Annotated in this window: 16 protein-coding genes; 8 read left to right on the top strand and 8 right to left on the bottom strand. The window is 70.6% G+C overall.

Annotation, left to right across the window (positions count from 1 at the left end; translation table 11 throughout):
• Nucleotides 1–151: 151 nt before the first annotated feature.
• A complete protein-coding gene (locus tag ADK65_RS08835) occupies nucleotides 152–850 on the bottom strand; it encodes a GntR family transcriptional regulator (RefSeq protein WP_053669395.1) in 699 nt (232 codons plus the stop codon).
• A 356-nt stretch (nucleotides 851–1,206) separates the two neighbouring features.
• Here ADK65_RS08835 and ADK65_RS08840 point away from each other — a divergent pair, with 356 nt between their 5' ends.
• Nucleotides 1,207–2,517: a jacalin-like lectin gene (locus tag ADK65_RS08840; RefSeq protein ID WP_053669396.1), complete on the top strand. Its 1,311-nt coding sequence runs from the start codon at nucleotides 1,207–1,209 to the stop codon at nucleotides 2,515–2,517.
• Between the two features lie 157 nt (nucleotides 2,518–2,674).
• Here the strand turns inward: ADK65_RS08840 and ADK65_RS08845 are convergent, their stop codons facing one another.
• Both ADK65_RS08845 and ADK65_RS08850 read right to left on the bottom strand, forming a co-directional pair.
• Nucleotides 2,675–3,169 (bottom strand): MarR family winged helix-turn-helix transcriptional regulator, encoded by a 495-nt coding sequence (locus tag ADK65_RS08845; RefSeq protein WP_053669397.1) that lies wholly within the window; start codon nucleotides 3,167–3,169, stop codon nucleotides 2,675–2,677.
• A 41-nt stretch (nucleotides 3,170–3,210) separates the two neighbouring features.
• Complete coding sequence (locus ADK65_RS08850) at nucleotides 3,211–4,143, bottom strand: helix-turn-helix domain-containing protein (protein ID WP_053669398.1); 933 nt, start codon at nucleotides 4,141–4,143, stop codon at nucleotides 3,211–3,213.
• 129 nt (nucleotides 4,144–4,272) lie between these two features.
• Here ADK65_RS08850 and ADK65_RS08855 point away from each other — a divergent pair, with 129 nt between their 5' ends.
• Nucleotides 4,273–5,049: an MBL fold metallo-hydrolase gene (locus ADK65_RS08855; protein ID WP_053669399.1), complete on the top strand. Its 777-nt coding sequence runs from the start codon at nucleotides 4,273–4,275 to the stop codon at nucleotides 5,047–5,049.
• A gap of 160 nt (nucleotides 5,050–5,209) precedes the next feature.
• On the opposite strand, the gene ADK65_RS08860 is transcribed toward ADK65_RS08855, so the two are convergent.
• Nucleotides 5,210–7,450, bottom strand: a complete 2,241-nt coding sequence (locus tag ADK65_RS08860) for an alpha-L-fucosidase (RefSeq protein ID WP_053669400.1) — start codon at nucleotides 7,448–7,450, stop codon at nucleotides 5,210–5,212.
• A 300-nt stretch (nucleotides 7,451–7,750) separates the two neighbouring features.
• Between ADK65_RS08860 and ADK65_RS08865 the strand changes: the two genes are divergently transcribed.
• The gene (locus tag ADK65_RS08865; RefSeq protein ID WP_053669401.1) at nucleotides 7,751–8,122 is read left to right on the top strand and encodes a hypothetical protein; all 372 of its coding nucleotides are present in this window, start codon (nucleotides 7,751–7,753) and stop codon (nucleotides 8,120–8,122) included.
• Between the two features lie 32 nt (nucleotides 8,123–8,154).
• Here the strand turns inward: ADK65_RS08865 and ADK65_RS08870 are convergent, their stop codons facing one another.
• Nucleotides 8,155–9,351: a cytochrome P450 gene (locus ADK65_RS08870; RefSeq protein WP_053669402.1), complete on the bottom strand. Its 1,197-nt coding sequence runs from the start codon at nucleotides 9,349–9,351 to the stop codon at nucleotides 8,155–8,157.
• 156 nt (nucleotides 9,352–9,507) lie between these two features.
• Between ADK65_RS08870 and ADK65_RS08875 the strand changes: the two genes are divergently transcribed.
• The gene (locus ADK65_RS08875) at nucleotides 9,508–11,013 is read left to right on the top strand and encodes an FAD-dependent oxidoreductase (RefSeq protein WP_053669403.1); all 1,506 of its coding nucleotides are present in this window, start codon (nucleotides 9,508–9,510) and stop codon (nucleotides 11,011–11,013) included.
• A gap of 89 nt (nucleotides 11,014–11,102) precedes the next feature.
• Here ADK65_RS08875 and ADK65_RS38775 read toward each other — a convergent pair whose 3' ends face one another.
• Nucleotides 11,103–11,270 carry a hypothetical protein gene (locus ADK65_RS38775; protein ID WP_199825594.1) on the bottom strand — a complete coding sequence of 56 codons (168 nt, stop codon included), beginning with the start codon at nucleotides 11,268–11,270 and terminating at the stop codon, nucleotides 11,103–11,105.
• A gap of 283 nt (nucleotides 11,271–11,553) precedes the next feature.
• Here ADK65_RS38775 and ADK65_RS08880 point away from each other — a divergent pair, with 283 nt between their 5' ends.
• Together ADK65_RS08880 and ADK65_RS08885 are read left to right on the top strand one after the other, a co-directional pair.
• Nucleotides 11,554–12,189, top strand: a complete 636-nt coding sequence (locus tag ADK65_RS08880; RefSeq protein ID WP_053669404.1) for a hypothetical protein — start codon at nucleotides 11,554–11,556, stop codon at nucleotides 12,187–12,189.
• 144 nt (nucleotides 12,190–12,333) lie between these two features.
• Nucleotides 12,334–12,879, top strand: a complete 546-nt coding sequence (locus ADK65_RS08885; RefSeq protein ID WP_053669405.1) for a GNAT family N-acetyltransferase — start codon at nucleotides 12,334–12,336, stop codon at nucleotides 12,877–12,879.
• Between the two features lie 175 nt (nucleotides 12,880–13,054).
• Here ADK65_RS08885 and ADK65_RS08890 read toward each other — a convergent pair whose 3' ends face one another.
• Together ADK65_RS08890 and ADK65_RS08895 are read right to left on the bottom strand one after the other, a co-directional pair.
• On the bottom strand, nucleotides 13,055–13,441 hold the full coding sequence (locus ADK65_RS08890; protein ID WP_053669406.1) for a hypothetical protein: 387 nt from the start codon (nucleotides 13,439–13,441) through the stop codon (nucleotides 13,055–13,057).
• A gap of 72 nt (nucleotides 13,442–13,513) precedes the next feature.
• Nucleotides 13,514–14,440 (bottom strand): helix-turn-helix domain-containing protein, encoded by a 927-nt coding sequence (locus ADK65_RS08895; protein ID WP_053669407.1) that lies wholly within the window; start codon nucleotides 14,438–14,440, stop codon nucleotides 13,514–13,516.
• A gap of 246 nt (nucleotides 14,441–14,686) precedes the next feature.
• Here ADK65_RS08895 and ADK65_RS08900 point away from each other — a divergent pair, with 246 nt between their 5' ends.
• Nucleotides 14,687–16,165 (top strand): MFS transporter, encoded by a 1,479-nt coding sequence (locus tag ADK65_RS08900; RefSeq protein ID WP_078955872.1) that lies wholly within the window; start codon nucleotides 14,687–14,689, stop codon nucleotides 16,163–16,165.
• Between the two features lie 121 nt (nucleotides 16,166–16,286).
• Nucleotides 16,287–16,757 carry a hypothetical protein gene (locus ADK65_RS08905; RefSeq protein WP_053669408.1) on the top strand — a complete coding sequence of 157 codons (471 nt, stop codon included), beginning with the start codon at nucleotides 16,287–16,289 and terminating at the stop codon, nucleotides 16,755–16,757.
• Nucleotides 16,758–16,818 lie beyond the last annotated feature (61 nt).

Consider the following 16,818-nt stretch of genomic DNA (forward strand, 5'->3'; position numbering starts at 1 on the left):
TCCGTCCCTGAACCGTCACCTGTTGGCTGTTGACTGTTAACAGTTAACAGTCGAGAGTCGACTCTGGGGAGTGCGCCCGCATGTGTCAACCCCTGGCCACGAAAAAGCCCACCAGCGGTCGCCGGTGGGCCTGTCGAAAAGGACGGAAGAATCAGCGAACGGCCTGGTCCTCACCCGCGTCCGCGTCCGCGGCGCCGAGCTGCTCGACGGCGGCGGCCATGTGGGCGCGCAGAACTGCTTGCGCCGCGGCCGCGTCCCCGCGCTCTATGGCCTCCACGAGGGGCAGGTGCGCCGACGCCGCCATGGCCACCTCACGCCGCTCAGCCGCCGCGCTCATGACGACCACCCGGATCGGCCCCTCGAGCCCGCGCCAGGTCTTCAGGAGGACGGAGTTGCCCGACAGTTCACACAGCAGAAGGTGGAAGGCGAGGTCGGCCTCCACCTTGACGCTCAGGTCCGCACCCGACTCCACGGCGGCGTGGAGCCGCGCCACAGCCTCCCGCAGGGACCGAAGCACCTCGGGCCCTGGCGACGACTCGATGATCTGCGTGATCGCCAGGCCTTCGAGCACTTCGCGGACCTGGAACAACTCCCGGACCTCGGCCGGCGACAGCTGGGACACCCGCAGCATGCCCCGGGCGCCGGCGGTGACGAGCCCCTCCTGCTGGAGGTGACGCAGCGCCTCCCGCACGGTCCCTCGACTCACGGCCAGCCGCTCCGCGATCTCCACCTCGCCCAGATGGTCACCGGGCCGGTACCGGCCACTGGTGATCGCCGCTCGCAGCGTCAGGAGCGCCTGCTCCCGCAGGGTCGTCGAGCGGGCCAGACTGGAAAACGTCGGACCGGTCACGGACGAGGCCTCCTTCAGGCTCCGGGGAGACCCATCGTAAGGGACGGCCTGTCATCTGTTGACAGTCGGCACCGCTGCCCGGCCCGGCCGTCCGCCTGGTCCGGACCCGTCGGTCAAGATTCGGTCTCGCTTCACCGAGTAGTCGGCAAGCAGATGCGTTACCCACGGTAAGTTCCGCTTCCCCACTCCCCGTTGTCAGGAGCCCCGGTTCTCATGCGCCGACTTCCAGCCGCCATCGCGGTGGTGACCATGGCCATCGGCGGGTTCATCAACATCAAAAAAACCCCCGAGGGCGGGTTCCCGTCCGGGGGGCTCGGCGACGGCCCCTTTTCCCACCCCCCATCGGGGTGGTTACAATGCACATGGGCGGGTTAATCATAAACACTCCCCCCGCCGCTGCCGCCGATCCCGCGTCCGGTTCCTTCAGCGTCCTCGCCTACAACGTCGCGGGCCTGCCGGAGAGCATCTCCAGTGCTCCCACCCCGCGCGAGCCCGCCACCACGGAGATCGGCCGGCGGATCGCGCCGTACGACATCGTCAACGTCCAGGAGGACTTCAACTACCACGCCTTCCTCTACGCCGGCGACACCGCGCACGCCTACCGCACCCCCACCAGCGGCGGCGCGGGGATCGGCAGCGGCCTCAACACCCTGGCGCAACTCCCCTACGACACCGACGACTTCGAGCGGGTGCGCTGGAAGTCCTGCCAGTTCGACTCCGGTGACTGCCTCACACCCAAGGGATTCACCTTCAGCCGGCAGCGGCTCGCCGAGGGCGTGTACGTGGACTTCTACAACCTGCACACCAACGCCGGGACGAACCCCGGCGACCTGGCCGCGCGGGCGGACAACCTCAACCAGCTGACCGCCTTCATCAAGAGCCACTCGGCCGGGAACGCCGTCGTCGTCATGGGTGACACCAACACCCGCTACACGCGCTCCGGCGACACCATCGCCGAGTTCGCCGCAGCGAACGGCCTGACGGATCCCTGGGTCCAGCTCATCCGCGGCGGCACCCCGCCCGCCAAGGGCAGCGACGCCCTGGTCTGCGACCAGACCGGCCCGACCGTGCCCAACACCTGCGAAGTCGTGGACAAGGTCCTGTACCGCAACAGCAAACTGGTCTCGCTCGACGCCACCTCCTACAACAACGAGCACTCCAGGTTCCTCACCGAGGACGGGCTCATGCTGTCCGACCACGACCCGATCAAGGTGGACTTCTCCTGGTCGCGCGCCGCGGACTTCCAGTTCAGCGACCAGTTCGGCGGGCCGCACGGCGACTACTTCAACGACATCGACGCCGTGCCGGCGGGCGCGCGTCCGGTCAGCCTCTCGCTGCGCAGCGGCACCCGCGTGGACGCCATCGGCCTGACACTCGGCAACGGCAAGGCCCTCGGCCACGGCGGAACCGGCGGCACGGTGTCGACCCTGAACCTGGGCAGCGGGGAGTTCCTCAGCTCCGCCCAGCTGTGCCGGGGCGAGAAGGACGGCCGCACACGGATCTTCTCCGCCACGTTCACCACGAACCTCGGCAGGACCCTGTCCGGCGGAACCACCACGTCCGACTGCGTGACGCGCACCGCGCCGGCGGGGTGGCAGATCGCCGGGTTCCACGGGCGCGCCGGTGCAGAGGTCGACAAGCTGGGCCTCATCTACACGAAGCGCTGACCGGCTTCCTGGCCGACGTCGGCACACATGCGGCGACGGCCTCTCCGGCTGTCGCCGCCGTCCTGCGAGACGGAGCCGTCCGCCGCCCCTCCCCCACGACCGCGCGGGCCGCCGACGGCAGGCCGGGGTGCGCTCGCCGCCTGCCCTGGCGGCGCCGTCAGGGCAGGCGGGGCAGCATGTCCCGCGCGCTGTGGCTGAGAACGCGGAGGTTCTCGAAGAACCGTTCCCGGTCCTCTGCCGGCAGGGGCGCCAGGAAGTAGCGCTTGATGTTCTCCACGTGCGCGCGAGCCGCGGCGACCGTCGTCTCCTCCCCCCTTGCGGTCAGGCGCACCAGGCGCGCACGCCGGTCAGCGGGGTCCTCGACCCGCTCGACCAGGCCGGCCGCCACCATGCGGTCCACCAGGCGGGTGGCCCCTCCCGTGGTCAGCACCTGCTCCTGGGCGATGGCGCCCATCGACAGCCCGGGTTCCCCCGCCCGCCCCAGAATCAGCAGCACCTCGAACATCAGGTGGCTGACGCCGCACTCCGCCTCCAGCGCCCGGCCCAGGATGTACTCCAGCCGGTTCGCAGCCCCCTGCAACCGGCCGAAGGCCAGCACCAGGGCGTCGTTCGCCGCTTCCCCCGGCGTGGAGATCTCCGCCTGCTCGTTCACGGCTCCGACACCCCTTTCCTCCTCGCAGCCATCCCTCCCGATCATGCCGCACTCCCGCCGGGCGCCACCTGGAGGCTTTGATGCGCCTGCCGGAACGTACCCGGCGGCACGCCCGTGTGACGGCTGAAGAACTTGCCGAAGTTGGTGGGTTCGGGGAAGCCGAGGCGGCGTGCGATGGTCGCCACGGGCTCGTCGGTGTGGGCGAGCAGGCGCCGGGCCTCCAGGGCGACACGGCCGTCGATGACGTGCTTGACGGGCTGTCCGGTGGCGGCCGCGCAGGCGCGGGTGAGGGTCTTGACGGTGTAGCCGAGACGCTGGGCGTAGTCGGCTGCGCGCCGGGTGGTGGCGTAGGAGCGCTCCAGCTCGGCGCGGAAGCGGGCGTAGACATCCCCGCCCGCGTGCGGGTCGCCGCCGCCCTCCGGGCGGGGCAACCGGTCGACCTGCAACAGCACGGTTGCCAGCAGGAGTTGCAGGATCTCCGAGGACACCTCCTGCAGCGGCCGGCCGTACTCGGCCCGCAACTGGCCCAGCAGGGTGGACAGCACGGCGTACTCGGGGCTTGCGCCCAACTGACGGCATGTGGCCCCGTACCAGTCGCCGACCAGCCGGTCGGCACTGCCGGCGTGCGGCAGGAAGGCCGAAGTGAACAGCAGGTGCGTGCCGTTCGCGGTGCCCGGCCGCATGAAGCTCTGCACCTGTCCGGGGCGGACCCACAGCAGGGTGCCCGGGCGGATGGGGTAGGTCACGAAGTCGACGGTGTGCTCGCCGCTGCCCTCGGTGATGAGGGTGAGGGTGTGGAAGTCGACCCGGTGGACCGCGTCCGGGCGACTCCGCCGGCGTCGCCGTCGCTCGTGCAGGGTGGACAGGTCGATGATCTCGAAGCCGGGGATCCGCTCCTCGGGCGGGTTGAAGTCGAACCGGGGGATGGCGCCGCCCCGCAAAGGGTCGTCCGCGCCACGGGCGGGGGCGATCATCGCACTCTCCGAATGTCCTCGATCTACCATGCCGGGTCTCCAGCGTATCTCGCCTGCCTGCGCTTTCGCGTCGAGAGTGGAGGACATCAAGGGCGACGCAAGGCCGCCCTCACCCTCAGGGAGCACCCCATGAACGGCACGGTCACGGTCCTCGACAAGGGTGCGGTGCGCATCCACAGCTACATGTCCCCGGCGGACAGCTTCCACACCACCACCCAGCTGATCGAGACCCCGGCGCGCATCATCGCGATCGACGCCCAGCTGATCCCCGCCTACGCGGACGAGGCGATCGCCTACGCCAAGGGGCTGGGCAAACCGCTGGACCGGCTCATCGTCACCCACGCCCACCCCGACCACTACAACGGTGCCGCCCGGTTCGGCGTCCCCGTCCACGCTCTGGCCGTGGTGCGTGAGCAGATCATCGCGCGGGGCGACAGTCGGCTCCCGACCGGACTGGTCATCCCCGTCGGCGACTTCACCCCGACCGTGGATCTCACCCCCGGCACCGAACTCATCGACGGCGTCCCGTTCGTCTTCGAGGCCCTCTCGGGTGGCGAGGCCGCCGACGAACTGCTCATCAAGCTGCCCGAGCAGGGCGTCCTGGTCGCTCAGGACCTCGTGTACAACGACGTCCACCTCTACCTGGGCAACAACGACATCACCGGCTGGCAGCAGGCGGTCGACGCGCTGGCCGCCGAGTCCGGCTACGACACGATCCTGGCGGGCCACGGCCTGCCCACCGGGCCCGAGATCTATGCGGACGTGCGCCGTTACCTCACCGACGCCCGCGAGCTGCTCGGCGACGACGGTGACGCGTACAAGAAGGCGATCGTGGACCGCTACCCCGCCCACGTCGGCCCGTTCATCCTCGACATCGCCAACCGGTCGCTGTTCGGCGCCCACTGACCGCGAGTGCAAGGGCGGGGCCCTCGCTCACCGGGAGGTCCTCTTCGGTCGCGGGCCGCGGGGGAGGACCGGGGGTGGACCCACCTCTCCCCCGCCGCCGCGTCGCTCCCGGCGAGCGCACGGGCACCTTCCTCCTCGGCATACCGACCGCCGGCGGGCCTCACAGAGCCGTGAAGGTCCACATCAGGTTGGTGCTGCCGTCGTAGGTCCACTGCTTGGTGACGGAGCCGGAGGGCACGTTGCCGCCGCCGTCGAGGACCAGGCCGGTGGTGCGGTTGGCGATCGAGTAGCGGCCGTCGCCCCGGTGCGTGATGCGCCACTGCTGGTTGCTGCCCCCGTTCCAGGCGGCCTGCCGGGCGGTGGAGCCGTCGGCGGCGGCACCCCAGCCGTCGGCCACCATGCCGTTGGCGCGGTTGACCAGCTTGTAGTAGCCGCCGCCGACTTCGACCGCCTGCCAGTGCAGGTTGGGGCCGTTGTCCCAGTTCCACTGCTTGAGGTCGGAGCCGGCGACGACGTCACCGCCGGAGTCCAGGGCCAGGCCGTCGGTGACGTTGGTGATCCGGAAGTACGAGGACGGCGCGAACTGGACCCTGAGCGAGGCGACCTTGTCGTTGCCGCCCGTGCCCCGCAGGTCGGGGAGATCGGTGGTGAAGGTCCACGAGGTCCCGGTGAAGTCCTCTCCGGAGTAGGCGGTCACCTGGTAGCCGGGGGCCAGCCGCAGGGAGGAAAGACTGCGGGGCCTAAGACCTGCGAGGCGCAGTTGCTCACCGTCGTAGTCGCCGACGGCGAGGACCGCGGCCGGCCCGTGGTAGCCGGAGTCCGGGAAGACCACGGCACCGATCAGGGGGCGCAGAGCGGGAATCCGACCGGAGAACTCGAGCTTCAGGACGTACGCGTGGGCAGGGAACGGCGCTGTCGTCGGCAGGGTCACCCGCAGGCCGGTCGCGCCCTGGACCGGCCTGGGCAGGGTGATGTAGTGACCGGCCTCGTCGTCGAGCAGCTTCACCGACCGTAGCGAGGTCAGGTCGATCCGGTCGGAGTTGAGCGTCCCGATCGTCAGCGAACTCCCGGGCCAGCCCAGGACGGTGGCGTACAGGATGGTGTTGGCCTTGTTCCGGGTGAACCTGATGTCCTGTGCCGTGCCGGCGGTCGGGTTGGTGAAGGCACCGCCGCCCATCTTCGTCGGGCCTTCGCCGTACGCGGTCCAGGCGCGGGTCGAGTACACGGACTCCCCGAACCGCTTCAGGTAGTCGCCCATGCCCAGCAGGATGTCCTTCTGCGCCTGCGGGATGGTGCCGTCCATCTTGGGCGCGATGTTGAGCAGCATGTTGCCGTTCTTGCTCACCCGGTCGATGAACGAGTGCAGCATCTGCTGGATGCTGTAGTAGCCGATGCCCTCCGTGTAGCACCAGCTGGAGCTGGAGATGCTGTCGTCGGTGAGCCAGTACGGGGCGGTGAGGTCGCCCGGTCCGCCGCGCTCGTAGTCGAAGACCTGACCGCGGTCGCTCATGCCGTCCTTGTAGGTGGCGACGACTTCCGTGCCCCACGCTTCGGCCTGGTTGTAGTAGTACGCCAGGAAGTCGAGCCGCTGCTTCTCGTCGACGGCGTCGAGCTTGAAGTCCTGCCAGAGGACGTCGGGGCGGGCGCGGTCGATGACTTCCTTGAGCTTGTCGTACCAGAGTTGGTTCTCCTCGGCCGGGCTCAACTGCCCGTACAGCTTCTTGAGGCCGGGGTCGGTCTGCGCGGGCACATGGTCGAAGAAGCCGTTGAAGTGGTACGCGTGGTGCATGGCGACCAGGAGTTTGAGTCCCCTGGCGCGGATGGCGTCGGTGAAGAGCCGCAGCAGGTCGAGCTTCGGGCCCTTGGCGACCGAGTTCCACTCACTGACCTTGCTGTCCCACATCGAGAAGCCGTCGTGATGCTCGGCGACGGGTCCGGCGAACCGGGCACCGGCGTCGACGAACAACTGCACCCATTCCTTCGGGTCGAAGCCGCCGCCCGCCGACTTCAACTTGGGCGCGAACTGCACGGTGCTGCCTGCCAGATCCTTCCCTCCGTCGATGAAGTTGCGGTAGGGCCAGTCCGAAGGCGAGCCGTAGGTGGCGACGTGGTGCTTGTTTGCCGCGCTGCCCTCGATGTACATGTGGCGCGGGTACCACTCGCTCTCGTAGGCGGGGACGCTGAAGGCGCCCCAGTGGAAGTAGATCCCGAACTTGGCGTCCTTGAACCACTCCGGGGCCGGCGTATGCCGGTCGACCGACTCCCAGTCGGGCGTGTAGGTGCCGCGGGTGCGGGGTGCCGCCTGCGCGCCCCGGGCGCCGAACAGGCCTCCTGCGGTGGTCGCGGCAGCCACCACCGTGGCCGCCGCGAGGAACTGACGTCTGTTGGTCCGACTCGTCATGGGCGTCCCTGCGACGAAGGGGAAGGGGGGTGCGCTCGGAGACGAGACTCCGGAGCGCCCTGGTACCAGGGACGAAGGTCAACCATGCGACCCGTTCATGTCAACGGGTGTGCACGCGATTGATGGGATGGATAGAGCGAAACACCGGATTTCAATGGAGGAATCCGCACTTTCAGCCCCTACTCATCCCATCAATCGGCGGTGATCGGGACGCAGCCGCTGTCGGTCCGCGACGTCACAGTCGGGTCCTCCCCGAGCCTGGGAGGTGTCGAATGCTTCATTCCGTGCTGCAGTCATGTCATGACCCCACCGCATGCGGACGAGCAGGACGCTCTCGCGCCTCCTCTGCGCGAGCGTCCTTCCCGGCTGATCGACGTCGCCGTCGCCCTGCTGCTCCTGGTCGCGGACGCGGTCATCGTCGTCGTCGCCGTGGCGCTGCACGTCGTGGTCGGCTTGAGCAGGATGCACTCGCCTGACGCCCCGTCGACCGCACGCTCCTCCGACATCCCGGTCCTGGCACTGCTCGTCGTCTGGGGCGTGCCGGCGGTGGCGGCGGTCGGCGCCGTCGTGCACGCCCGCCTGAGGATGCCCGTCACGGCTGTGGTCCAGGGCCTGTTCACGCTCGCCTGCACCTTCCTGGCCGTCGTATGGACGCGCATGCTGCTGTCGTGACGGCGTACTGCCTCATTCGCCGGGTCGAGGTCTCACCACGCCACGGGCAGTTCCATCGGGAAGCGCCGGATGGTCCGGGTGTCCCAGCGCACGGCCTCGGCCGGAACCGCCAGGCGCAGGGCGGGCAGGCGGGTGAACAGGACCCCGATCGCGGTGCTGAGTTCCGCGATGGCGAGCGTGCTGGCGATGCAGTGATGGTTGCCCCATCCGAACGTCATGTGGGGGTGGGGCGAACGGTCGACGTCCAGGGCGTCAGGGTCCTCGAACACCGCGGGGTCCCGGTTGGCCGCGAGGTAGGAGACGTGGACGAAGTCGCCGGCGCGGATCAGCACGCCCGCCACCTCGACGTCCTCCAGGGCGATGCGCGGGATGCCGACGCCCTTGCGGAAGGGGATGTGCCGCAGGAGTTCGTCCAGCAGCCGGGGCAGCTGCCCGGGACTGCGCCTCAGCAGATCCAGCAGATCAGGACGGGTGAGCAGAGTGAAGGCGATGTTGCTGATCTGGCAGGTCGCCGTGTCGTTGCCGCTGAGGATGAGAGTGAGCGCCAGAACGGCCAGCTCGTCGTCGCTCAGGGGCTCCTCCCCCTTCTCGCAGGCCGCCATGGTGTTGATGAGGTCGTCGCCCCCTTTCCCCCGGCGTTCGGCGACGAGCTCGGTGAAGTAGGCGCGCAGGAACCGCTTGGCCTCGGCCGCCTCCTGTCGGGCTTCGGGGGCGGTCGTGAGCATCTGCTGGGTGTGGCGCAGCATGAGGGGCCGGTCCGCGGCGGGTACGTCCAGCAAGGCGCAGATCGTGTGGTTGGGCAGCTGCGCGGACAGACCGAGGGCCAGGTCGGCCGGCGGGCCGTGCTCGACCATCTCGTCCACGAGGCGATGGGCCACTTGTTCGATGGCCGGCGTCATCCGCTTCACGCCGCTCTGTGTGAAGGCCCGGGCGGCGGCATGCCGGAGTCGGGTGCTGCGCGGCGGGTCCATGACGTTGAGCGACTCCGGCGAGACGATCGGCTCGGGGGTCATCCGGGGGTAGTCGCGGCCGACGATGCCGGCCCGGCTGAACCTCGGATCGGTCGTCACCTGACGTACCCCCTCGAAGCCGGTGACCAACCACGCGTCGGCTTCGCCGTAGGGCAGCCGGATACGGCTGACCGGGCCGCCGGCCATGAGCCTTCCGAGTGACGGGTCGAAGGTCAGTCGCTCACTGAAGTCGAACGGGCAGGCGGCGACGTGAGCCATGTGTACTCCTGAGCGCGTGCGGAGGTGCCGCCATGTGGGCGGAACCGGGCGGGCCCGGGGCGCGGCCGCCCGGCCCACGGGGGACATTTCGCATAGTGCGGCAGAGCGCCGCTCCATGCACCCAGTGCCGGGTCAAACGGCAGAAAGCGGGGAGACGTGCCCGATCCCACCCCTCAGCCACCGCGGCAGCCGGACGTGGACGTGCTGGTCGTCGGCGGCGGCCCCACTGGTCTCACTCTCGCCTGCGACCTGGCCAGGCGTGGTGTGCGGACCCATGTCGTCGAGGCCGGCGACCGGCTCCTCCCCGGGTCCCGCGGCAAGAGCCTGCAGTCACGCACCCTGGAGGCCTTCGACGACCTCGGTGTCGTCGAGGCTCTCACGGCCGCCGGCTCCCCCTTCCCGCCGATGCAGACCTGGCGCGACGGCGAACGCCGGGGAGAGTGGCAGCTGATCCGGCCGGACCCCGAGGCTCCGGTGTCACGGCACCCGCGGCCGTGGCTGGTCCCTCAGTGGCGCACGCAGGAGATCCTGCGCGATCGGCTGCTCGACCTGGGCGGGACGCTGGAGTGCGGTGCCCGGCTCACGTCCCTCACGCAGACGGACACGGAGGTGACGGCCGAGGTGACGCGCTCGGACGGTGACCGTCGCCGGATGTCGGCGCTCTACGTGGTGGGCGCCGACGGCAGCCACAGCACGGTGCGTGAGTCCCTGGGCATCGTCATGAAGGGTGAGGAGAGCGGGCTGCGCTCGGCCGCGGTGGCGGACGTCCGGGTCGCGGGACTGGATCGCGATCACTGGCACATCTGGCCCGATCCGGCGGGTGAACTGCTGCTGTGCCCGCTGCCCGGGACCACCGACTTCCAGCTGAACGCCAAGATCACCGGTGCGGAGTTCACCGCGACGCCCGAGACCGTGCGCGGTCTGGTCGCCGCCCGAACCCATCTGCCCTCCGACGCCGTCACGGACGTGCGGTGGTTCTCGTTCTACCGGCCTCGTACCGCGATGGCCGAACGCTTCCGTCAAGGGCGCGTCTTCCTCGCCGGGGACGCCGCGCACGTGCACCCGCCCGGCGGGGGCCAGGGGCTGAACATCGGCGTACAGGACGCCTACAACCTCGGCTGGAAGCTGGGCCAGGTCATCGGTCGCGGTGCCCCGGACGCGCTGCTGGACAGTTACGAAGCCGAGCGCCAGGCTGCCGCGGCGGACACGCTGGACCTGAGCACGCGCCTGTACCGGGCCGGCCGCACACCCCAGGACGCCGACGAGCAGGCGCGTTACCGGGGGCGGGTCTGCCACCTGCTGTCGGTGCATTACCGCGACAGTGAGCTCTCGACCGACGCGCGGAAGCGCCGTTCTCCGACCGGTTTCCAGGCCGGCGACCGCGCGCCCGACCTCCCCTGCGTCACCACCGAGGGCTCCGGCCGCAACCTCTTCGAGCTGTTGAGGGGCCCGGACTTCACTCTGCTCGCGGTGAACTGTGCTCCGCCCCCCGAGGCGGCGGGTCTGCGTATCCACCAGGTGACCGGCGGGCCGCTCGCGCAGGAACTGGGCACCGGGTTGTTCCTCATCCGCCCGGACCAGCACATCGGTCTGGCCGCTGACAGCCCTGAGCACCTCGGCAGCTACCTGGCGCGTGCCGGGCTGAGGAGCGCCGGGAGGTAGCAGCCGCATGTCCCTCGGGACCGTCCGGCCATCCTCACGTCGACGCAGGTCCGGTGGCCAGACGTCACCGGACCTGCTGGAGCGTCAGGTCAGCGTCGGCGGGCCCAGCCTCCTCCGACGCCGGCCACCTGCAGCGCCAAGCACATCAATCCCAGCAACATGACGTTCGTCGAAGAGAACACATCGTTGGTGCTGATCTCAGCCGCGTTGATCAGGAACGCCAGGAAGAACAGCACTGCCGCGACTATGCCGAGCATGACGAGCTCCTCTCGAAGGGGATGCAGCCCGTATGCCCCGCCTGCACGCCCGCAGACACCGCAATGTTCGCCCGCCTGTGCGGGCGCCGATGAAGTCTTCCGCCGGCTGCCGCTCTCACCTTGAACGACAACTCGGCCTGCCTGTCGTCCCGTTGACACTCGGCATCGCGGACCGGAGGCTGACACCGAGGAAAAGGACGCTGCTCACCGGGAACAAGCACGTGCTCTTGTCCGTACCATCTCCCACCAGGACCACGTGCGGTACACAGGAAGGGTCAGCGCCATGCCCGAGACAGCAACTCCCGCCACCGAACTGGCATCGCAGTACATCGCCCAGGTGACGGGCGACCTTGAGGCGAACCTCAAGGAACAGGAGCGCATCAGCGCGGACATCGCCTCCCTGCAGGAACGGCTCGCCGCTCTGCAGCATGACCACGGCGTGCTGGTCAGCATGCAGCAGGCACTCGGCATCACTCAGGCCCGGGCGGGGTCCGCGGTCGAGTCCGACAGCGCCACTGTGCCCTCCCCGCGGCGGAAGAAGGCCGACGCCGCGGCCGGCGGGAAGCAGAAGGCACGCAAGTCGACCACCGCCCCCGCGAAGAAGACAGCCCGGAAGTCCGCGGCCAGGAAGGCGAGCACCGCCCAGGCCGCCGAGCTGACCCTGGTCGAGCTCATCCGCCGCCACCTCGCCGAGCAGAAGGAGCCGCGCTCCGCCGCCGAGATCGCCACGGCGCTCGGCCAGGCCCACCCCGACCGCGACATCTCTCCCAAGGTCGTACGCGTCACGCTCGAGAGCCTCGTGGCCAAGAGCGGGGCCGAGCGTTCCAAGCAGGGCAGGTCCGTCTTCTACAGCGCGCCCGCGCAGAGCGGGAAGGCTGCACCCGACGGCGGGGCGCAGCCCGAGCCCACGGACGGCTGACGGCAGCAGGCGCCGGCCCGACGGGCCGGCAGAACGCCGGGGGCAGCGCCCGGGCTTGGGTCCTCGGCCCCGTTCGGCAGCGGCCGTCGCCCGCGATCCGAGGTCGCGGCGAGGACGCTCGCCTGGTGCGCTACATTGCCCGCCATGACTGAACTCGGGCCCGGCTGGCCGCCCGCCCCCTTACGGACCGAGCGACTCGTTCTCCGCGCGTCCGAGGCACAGGACCGGGCGGCGTTCATCGAGCTGTTCGCGTCGCCGGAGGTGGGCACCTACGTCGGTGGTGCCCGGCCCCGTGATGAGCTCGAGCGTGCGATCCCCGAGGTGCCCGGGCGTCGCTTCGGCCTCTTCGTGATCGATCTCGACGGAGCGATGGTCGGTATGGTCACCCTTGATCGGCGTGGCCCGGAGCGTCCAGGTCACGTCCGGCCGGAGGCCGATGAAGCCGAACTGGGTTACATGCTGCTGCCCGAAGTCTGGGGATGCGGCTATGCCGCCGAGGCGTGCGCGGCGGTGCTCGGCTGGTTCGCCGACGCGCATCCCGGCGAGCCGGTGGTGATCTCCACCCGGACCGCCAACGAACGGGCGATGGCCTTGGCGGCGAAGCTGGGGTTCACCGAGGCGGGGCGGTTCGAGGACTACGGCGCCGAGCAGTGGTTCGGCGTGCGGGCTCCGGGCACTCCTTCCGGTTGAGCGGCCGCTGCCCGAGGAGGAACAGTGAAGTGACTGTTTCCAGCGGCGGGAAGGGACTCCGAGCCGAGCTGTGCGTCGGCGGTGCAGGTGTGGATCCCTGTCCGGTCGGCAGTGAGCGTGCCGCGGCGTATGGGCTGCGCAGGACACCCGGCATCGCCCGACCGCGCGCCGCGCCTCACCACAGGTGCAGGAAGTCCCGGACGTCGTCGTACCCGTCGACGGCCCGGCCGTCCACGTCCGAGGGGTCGGCCTCGGCGCGCTCCGCCAGCGACTTCACGAGGGCGAGCGCTTCCTCGCTGAGGCGCCCGAAGCGTCGGGCGGTGTGTCCCAGGCACAGACCGGCCAGCCCGAGCAGCGGACTGCCCGGCACCGCCCGTGTCCCGACCTGCACGCACCAGTACTCGACGAACTCCATGTCGTCATCGTTCAACGCGCTTCCGACCAGGACGCTCGCAGCCTCCCCCTCGGCCGCGCGGTCACGCAGAGCCCGCTCCAGCGTCTCGACCACGACCTCGTGAGGCAGCGCGGGAGGGTTCTCGAAGGTCAGATGAGTGTGCACCACGCGGTGAGCGTACGTGCCCAGCGCCCTTCGCCTCCACCGGCAACACCCAAGCGGGCGTGGCCCGTTGCTGAACTAGAGGGTCGCGGCTTCCGCCGTGGCCGGGCCGTCCGCCGACAGCGCGTGTCCGCGTGCTGCCGGCTCCGGGCGGGTGTGCTCGGAGTCCAGGCGGAGCATGGCTGCCTCGTCCGGGGTGCCGCGGGCCGCCTGGTAGACGACCATGCGCTGGCCGCCCGTCCTGGCCAGACGCATGACCTCGTAGGTCAGTGTCATCGGGCCGGCCTTGGGGTGCCGGAACGACTTCTGGCCGCCGCCGCGTTCGCAGACGTCGTATCGCTCCCAGAGGCGTGCGAAGTGCGGTGACTTCAGCATCAGTTCGCCGACGAGTGCGGTGAGCTCGGGGCTGTCCGGGTCGGCCCCGCCGACCGCCCGCAGATGAGCGACCGACAGCGCGACGGTCTCCTCCCACGGCTCGTAGAGCGTCCGGCCGACCGGGTGGAGGAAGACGTAGCGGGTGAGGTTCCGCTGGTCCTCGGGCCAGTCCCAGAGCCCGGGCATCAGGCGCCGGCCGGGCGGGTTCGCGGCCAGGACGCGGTTGTACCGGCTCACGACATAGGCGGGCAGCGGACGCACCGACTCCAGCATCCGCAGCACCGAGTCGCGCACCTCGTGGTCCGAACAGGCCGGCAGCTCGGTGGTGCGTCCGGAGGCCAGCTCCGCGAGCTCGTGCAGGCGCTCGAAGCCGTCGCCGCGCAGCCGGAGGGTGCGGCCGAGGGCGTCCACGACGGCCGGTGAGGGGTTGGTCTCCCGGCCGCGTTCCAGGCGGATGTAGTAGTCGACGCTGACTCCGGCCAGCGCGGCCAGCTCCTCGCGGCGCAGTCCGGGTGTGCGGCGCAGACCCGCGCCGGCCGGGAGTCCGACATCCTCCGGGCGCACCTGCGCTCTGCGGGCCTTCAGGTATCGGCCGAGCTCAGTGCCCCTCGCATCCGCTGCTGCTGTCATCCGCTCATTGTCGCAGGCGGTCAAGAGGTGTGGGGGGCCGTGTCAGGGCCAGGAACGCCACACCCGGGGCAGAGCGCGGTCTGTTGCCGACCGCGGGTGGGGCGGAGAGTCGGTGTTGGAGCGGGCGGCCCGGCCGCCGGGGCCCAGGGGGTGCACGACACCGGACCGCGGCCCGGCGCGCCGCAGCCGCCCGCCCCTTTCTCCGGTCCCTTCCCCAGCCGTCCTCACGGATTTCAGGAGCTCACCATGCCGGCCACCCCTTCCCTGCCCTCCTCCACCACCTCCGCTCCCGGGCACGAGGCAGAGCCGCCGACGCCCGGGCCGGGGCAACGTACGCCGGACGGGGCCCGGCCCCGCGTACCGTCCCCCGGGACCGTCACCGCGCCGCGGCGAGGCGGCGCCGCCCTGGTCGCCTCGCTTCTCGGCTTCACGCTGATCACCGTCGACGTCTCGGCGGTGAACATCGCGCTGCCCTCGATCCGGAGCTCCCTCGACAGCGGAATGTCGGGACTTCAGTGGGTCGTTGACGCCTACACCCTGATGTTCGCCGCTCTGATGCTCTCGGCGGGCGCGCTCGCCGACCGCACCGGCGCCCGTCGCGCCTACGGCTGGGGCATCTCCCTGTTCACCCTTGCTTCCCTCGCCTGCGCGCTGGCACCCGGCATCGGGGTGCTGGTCGCCTCGCGCGTTGCGCAGGGCGCTGCCGCAGCGATCGTCATGCCGGCCTCGCTGGCACTGATCCGGCAGGCCTACGAGGACGCGCGGGCGCGGGCCCGGGCCATCGCCCTGTGGACGGTCGGCGGCTCGGTGGCGATGGCAGCGGGGCCGGTGCTGGGCGGGCTGCTCACCGACACGGCCGGCTGGCGGGCGGTCTTCCTGCTGAACCTCCCCGTGGGCGCGGTCGTCCTGGGCCTGCTGATCCGGGTGCCGCGCTCCCCGCGCCGGCCCGCCGCGCTGGACCTCGCCGGTCAGCTCACCGCCGTGCTGGCTCTGGCGGGACTGGCGTTCGCCGTGATCGAGGGCGGCCACCTGGGCTGGACCAGTGGACCCGTCCTGGGCGCTGCCGCGCTCGCCCTCGTCTCCGGATGCGCCTTCCGCGCGGTGGAGGCCCGGCACCCCCGGCCGATGGTTCCGCCCGCCATGCTGAGGGACCGCCGGGTGGCCGTCCCGCTCGCCGTCGGTTTCGCCGTCAACGCCGCCTTCTACGGCGGGATCTTCCTGCTCGGGCTGTACTACCAGCAGCTGCGCGGCATGTCGGCCGCCGCGGCCGGGTTGATGTTCGTGCCGATGTCGGCGGTCGTGACGGCGACCAATCTGGTGTCGCCGCGCCTCGCCGAGCGTGTCGGGCGACGCGCGGTCATCGTCACGGGGCAGGTCGTCTTCACCGGGGCGATGCTGGCCATGCTGCCGCTCGCCGTGCACACCCCGCTGTGGCTCGTGCTCGTCCTGCTGCTGCCGCTCAGCGTCGGCGGTGCGCTCGCGGTGCCCGCCGTGACCGCGCTGCTGATGGACGTCGTCCCCCAGGAGCGCGCGGGAACCGCCTCCGGGCTCCTCAACTCCGTCCGCCAGACCGGCGGTGCGCTCGCCGTCGCCCTCTTCGGCGGTCTGCTCTCGGGCCCCGGCGGGGGCTTCGCCCTTCCGGGCATGCAGACCGGCCTCCTCACGGTCGCCGCCCTCCTCCTCGCGACCGCCGTCCTCGCCCGGCTCCTCCTGCCCCGGGGGTGAGGCGGCATCGCCACATGTGTCCATTGGACGGCTGCCGGCCATGAACGGTGCGGCGCGGGACAACTCGACGATGTTGTGCCGTCGTTGGAGATGATGGGGACTCGAACGAGGAGGAGCCTGCATGAGTTACGACCTGCAAGCAGTGATCGCGGCGGAGGAAACACTGCGTGTGGCCGTACGGGGCCTGGCTGCCGCACGGACGGCGTCGATCGGGCAGGGGTTGTCACTGATGCCGTTGACGGGCGTGCTGCGCGAAGCCGTCGCATACAGCGGCGAGGAAGTCGCGTTCGGCTTCCGGGGCCTCCCGTCCGGGTTCAGCAAGGTCCTTTCCGAGTGGTCGGCCGGTGCGCCTGTGGCCTACGTGGAGGTCGAATACTTCGGCGGCGCGGGCGAGCAGCGGGCTGCCGTGTGGCACGGCGGCCACATCGTCCTCGGACCGCTCCGAGTGGAGGAGGGCGAGCCCTTCCCACCGTCCGGCAGCCCTGTCTCCCAAGCGCTGCGACGGCTGGGAGTCGTGACGAGCGCCGGCCAGGACGAGTTCTCGGCCGTGCGTCTGGACCGGCATCGGCACACCGACGCGTGGATCTCCTGACGTGTCCCGGGTGACCGGCGGTGCCACGCCGCCGGATGGACCAACACGCTGATTCTGCATA

The organism is Streptomyces sp. NRRL B-1140 (genome assembly GCF_001280065.1).
Classification (GTDB): Bacteria; Actinomycetota; Actinomycetes; order Streptomycetales; family Streptomycetaceae; genus Streptomyces.

What these genes read in the sequence shown, in the direction of transcription:
- ADK65_RS08870 (WP_053669402.1), bottom strand. Translation starts at nt 9,351, where the DNA reads ATGGCTCACGTCGCCGCCTGCCCGTTCGACTTCAGTGAGCGACTGACC.
- ADK65_RS08895 (WP_053669407.1), bottom strand. Translation starts at nt 14,440, where the DNA reads ATGACAGCAGCAGCGGATGCGAGGGGCACTGAGCTCGGCCGATACCTG.
- ADK65_RS08855 (WP_053669399.1), top strand. Translation starts at nt 4,273, where the DNA reads ATGAACGGCACGGTCACGGTCCTCGACAAGGGTGCGGTGCGCATCCAC.
- ADK65_RS08860 (WP_053669400.1), bottom strand. Translation starts at nt 7,450, where the DNA reads ATGACGAGTCGGACCAACAGACGTCAGTTCCTCGCGGCGGCCACGGTG.
- ADK65_RS08850 (WP_053669398.1), bottom strand. Translation starts at nt 4,143, where the DNA reads ATGATCGCCCCCGCCCGTGGCGCGGACGACCCTTTGCGGGGCGGCGCC.
- ADK65_RS08865 (WP_053669401.1), top strand. Translation starts at nt 7,751, where the DNA reads ATGACCCCACCGCATGCGGACGAGCAGGACGCTCTCGCGCCTCCTCTG.
- ADK65_RS08905 (WP_053669408.1), top strand. Translation starts at nt 16,287, where the DNA reads ATGAGTTACGACCTGCAAGCAGTGATCGCGGCGGAGGAAACACTGCGT.
- ADK65_RS08880 (WP_053669404.1), top strand. Translation starts at nt 11,554, where the DNA reads ATGCCCGAGACAGCAACTCCCGCCACCGAACTGGCATCGCAGTACATC.
- ADK65_RS08900 (WP_078955872.1), top strand. Translation starts at nt 14,687, where the DNA reads ATGCCGGCCACCCCTTCCCTGCCCTCCTCCACCACCTCCGCTCCCGGG.
- ADK65_RS38775 (WP_199825594.1), bottom strand. Translation starts at nt 11,270, where the DNA reads ATGCTCGGCATAGTCGCGGCAGTGCTGTTCTTCCTGGCGTTCCTGATC.
- ADK65_RS08840 (WP_053669396.1), top strand. Translation starts at nt 1,207, where the DNA reads ATGCACATGGGCGGGTTAATCATAAACACTCCCCCCGCCGCTGCCGCC.
- ADK65_RS08885 (WP_053669405.1), top strand. Translation starts at nt 12,334, where the DNA reads ATGACTGAACTCGGGCCCGGCTGGCCGCCCGCCCCCTTACGGACCGAG.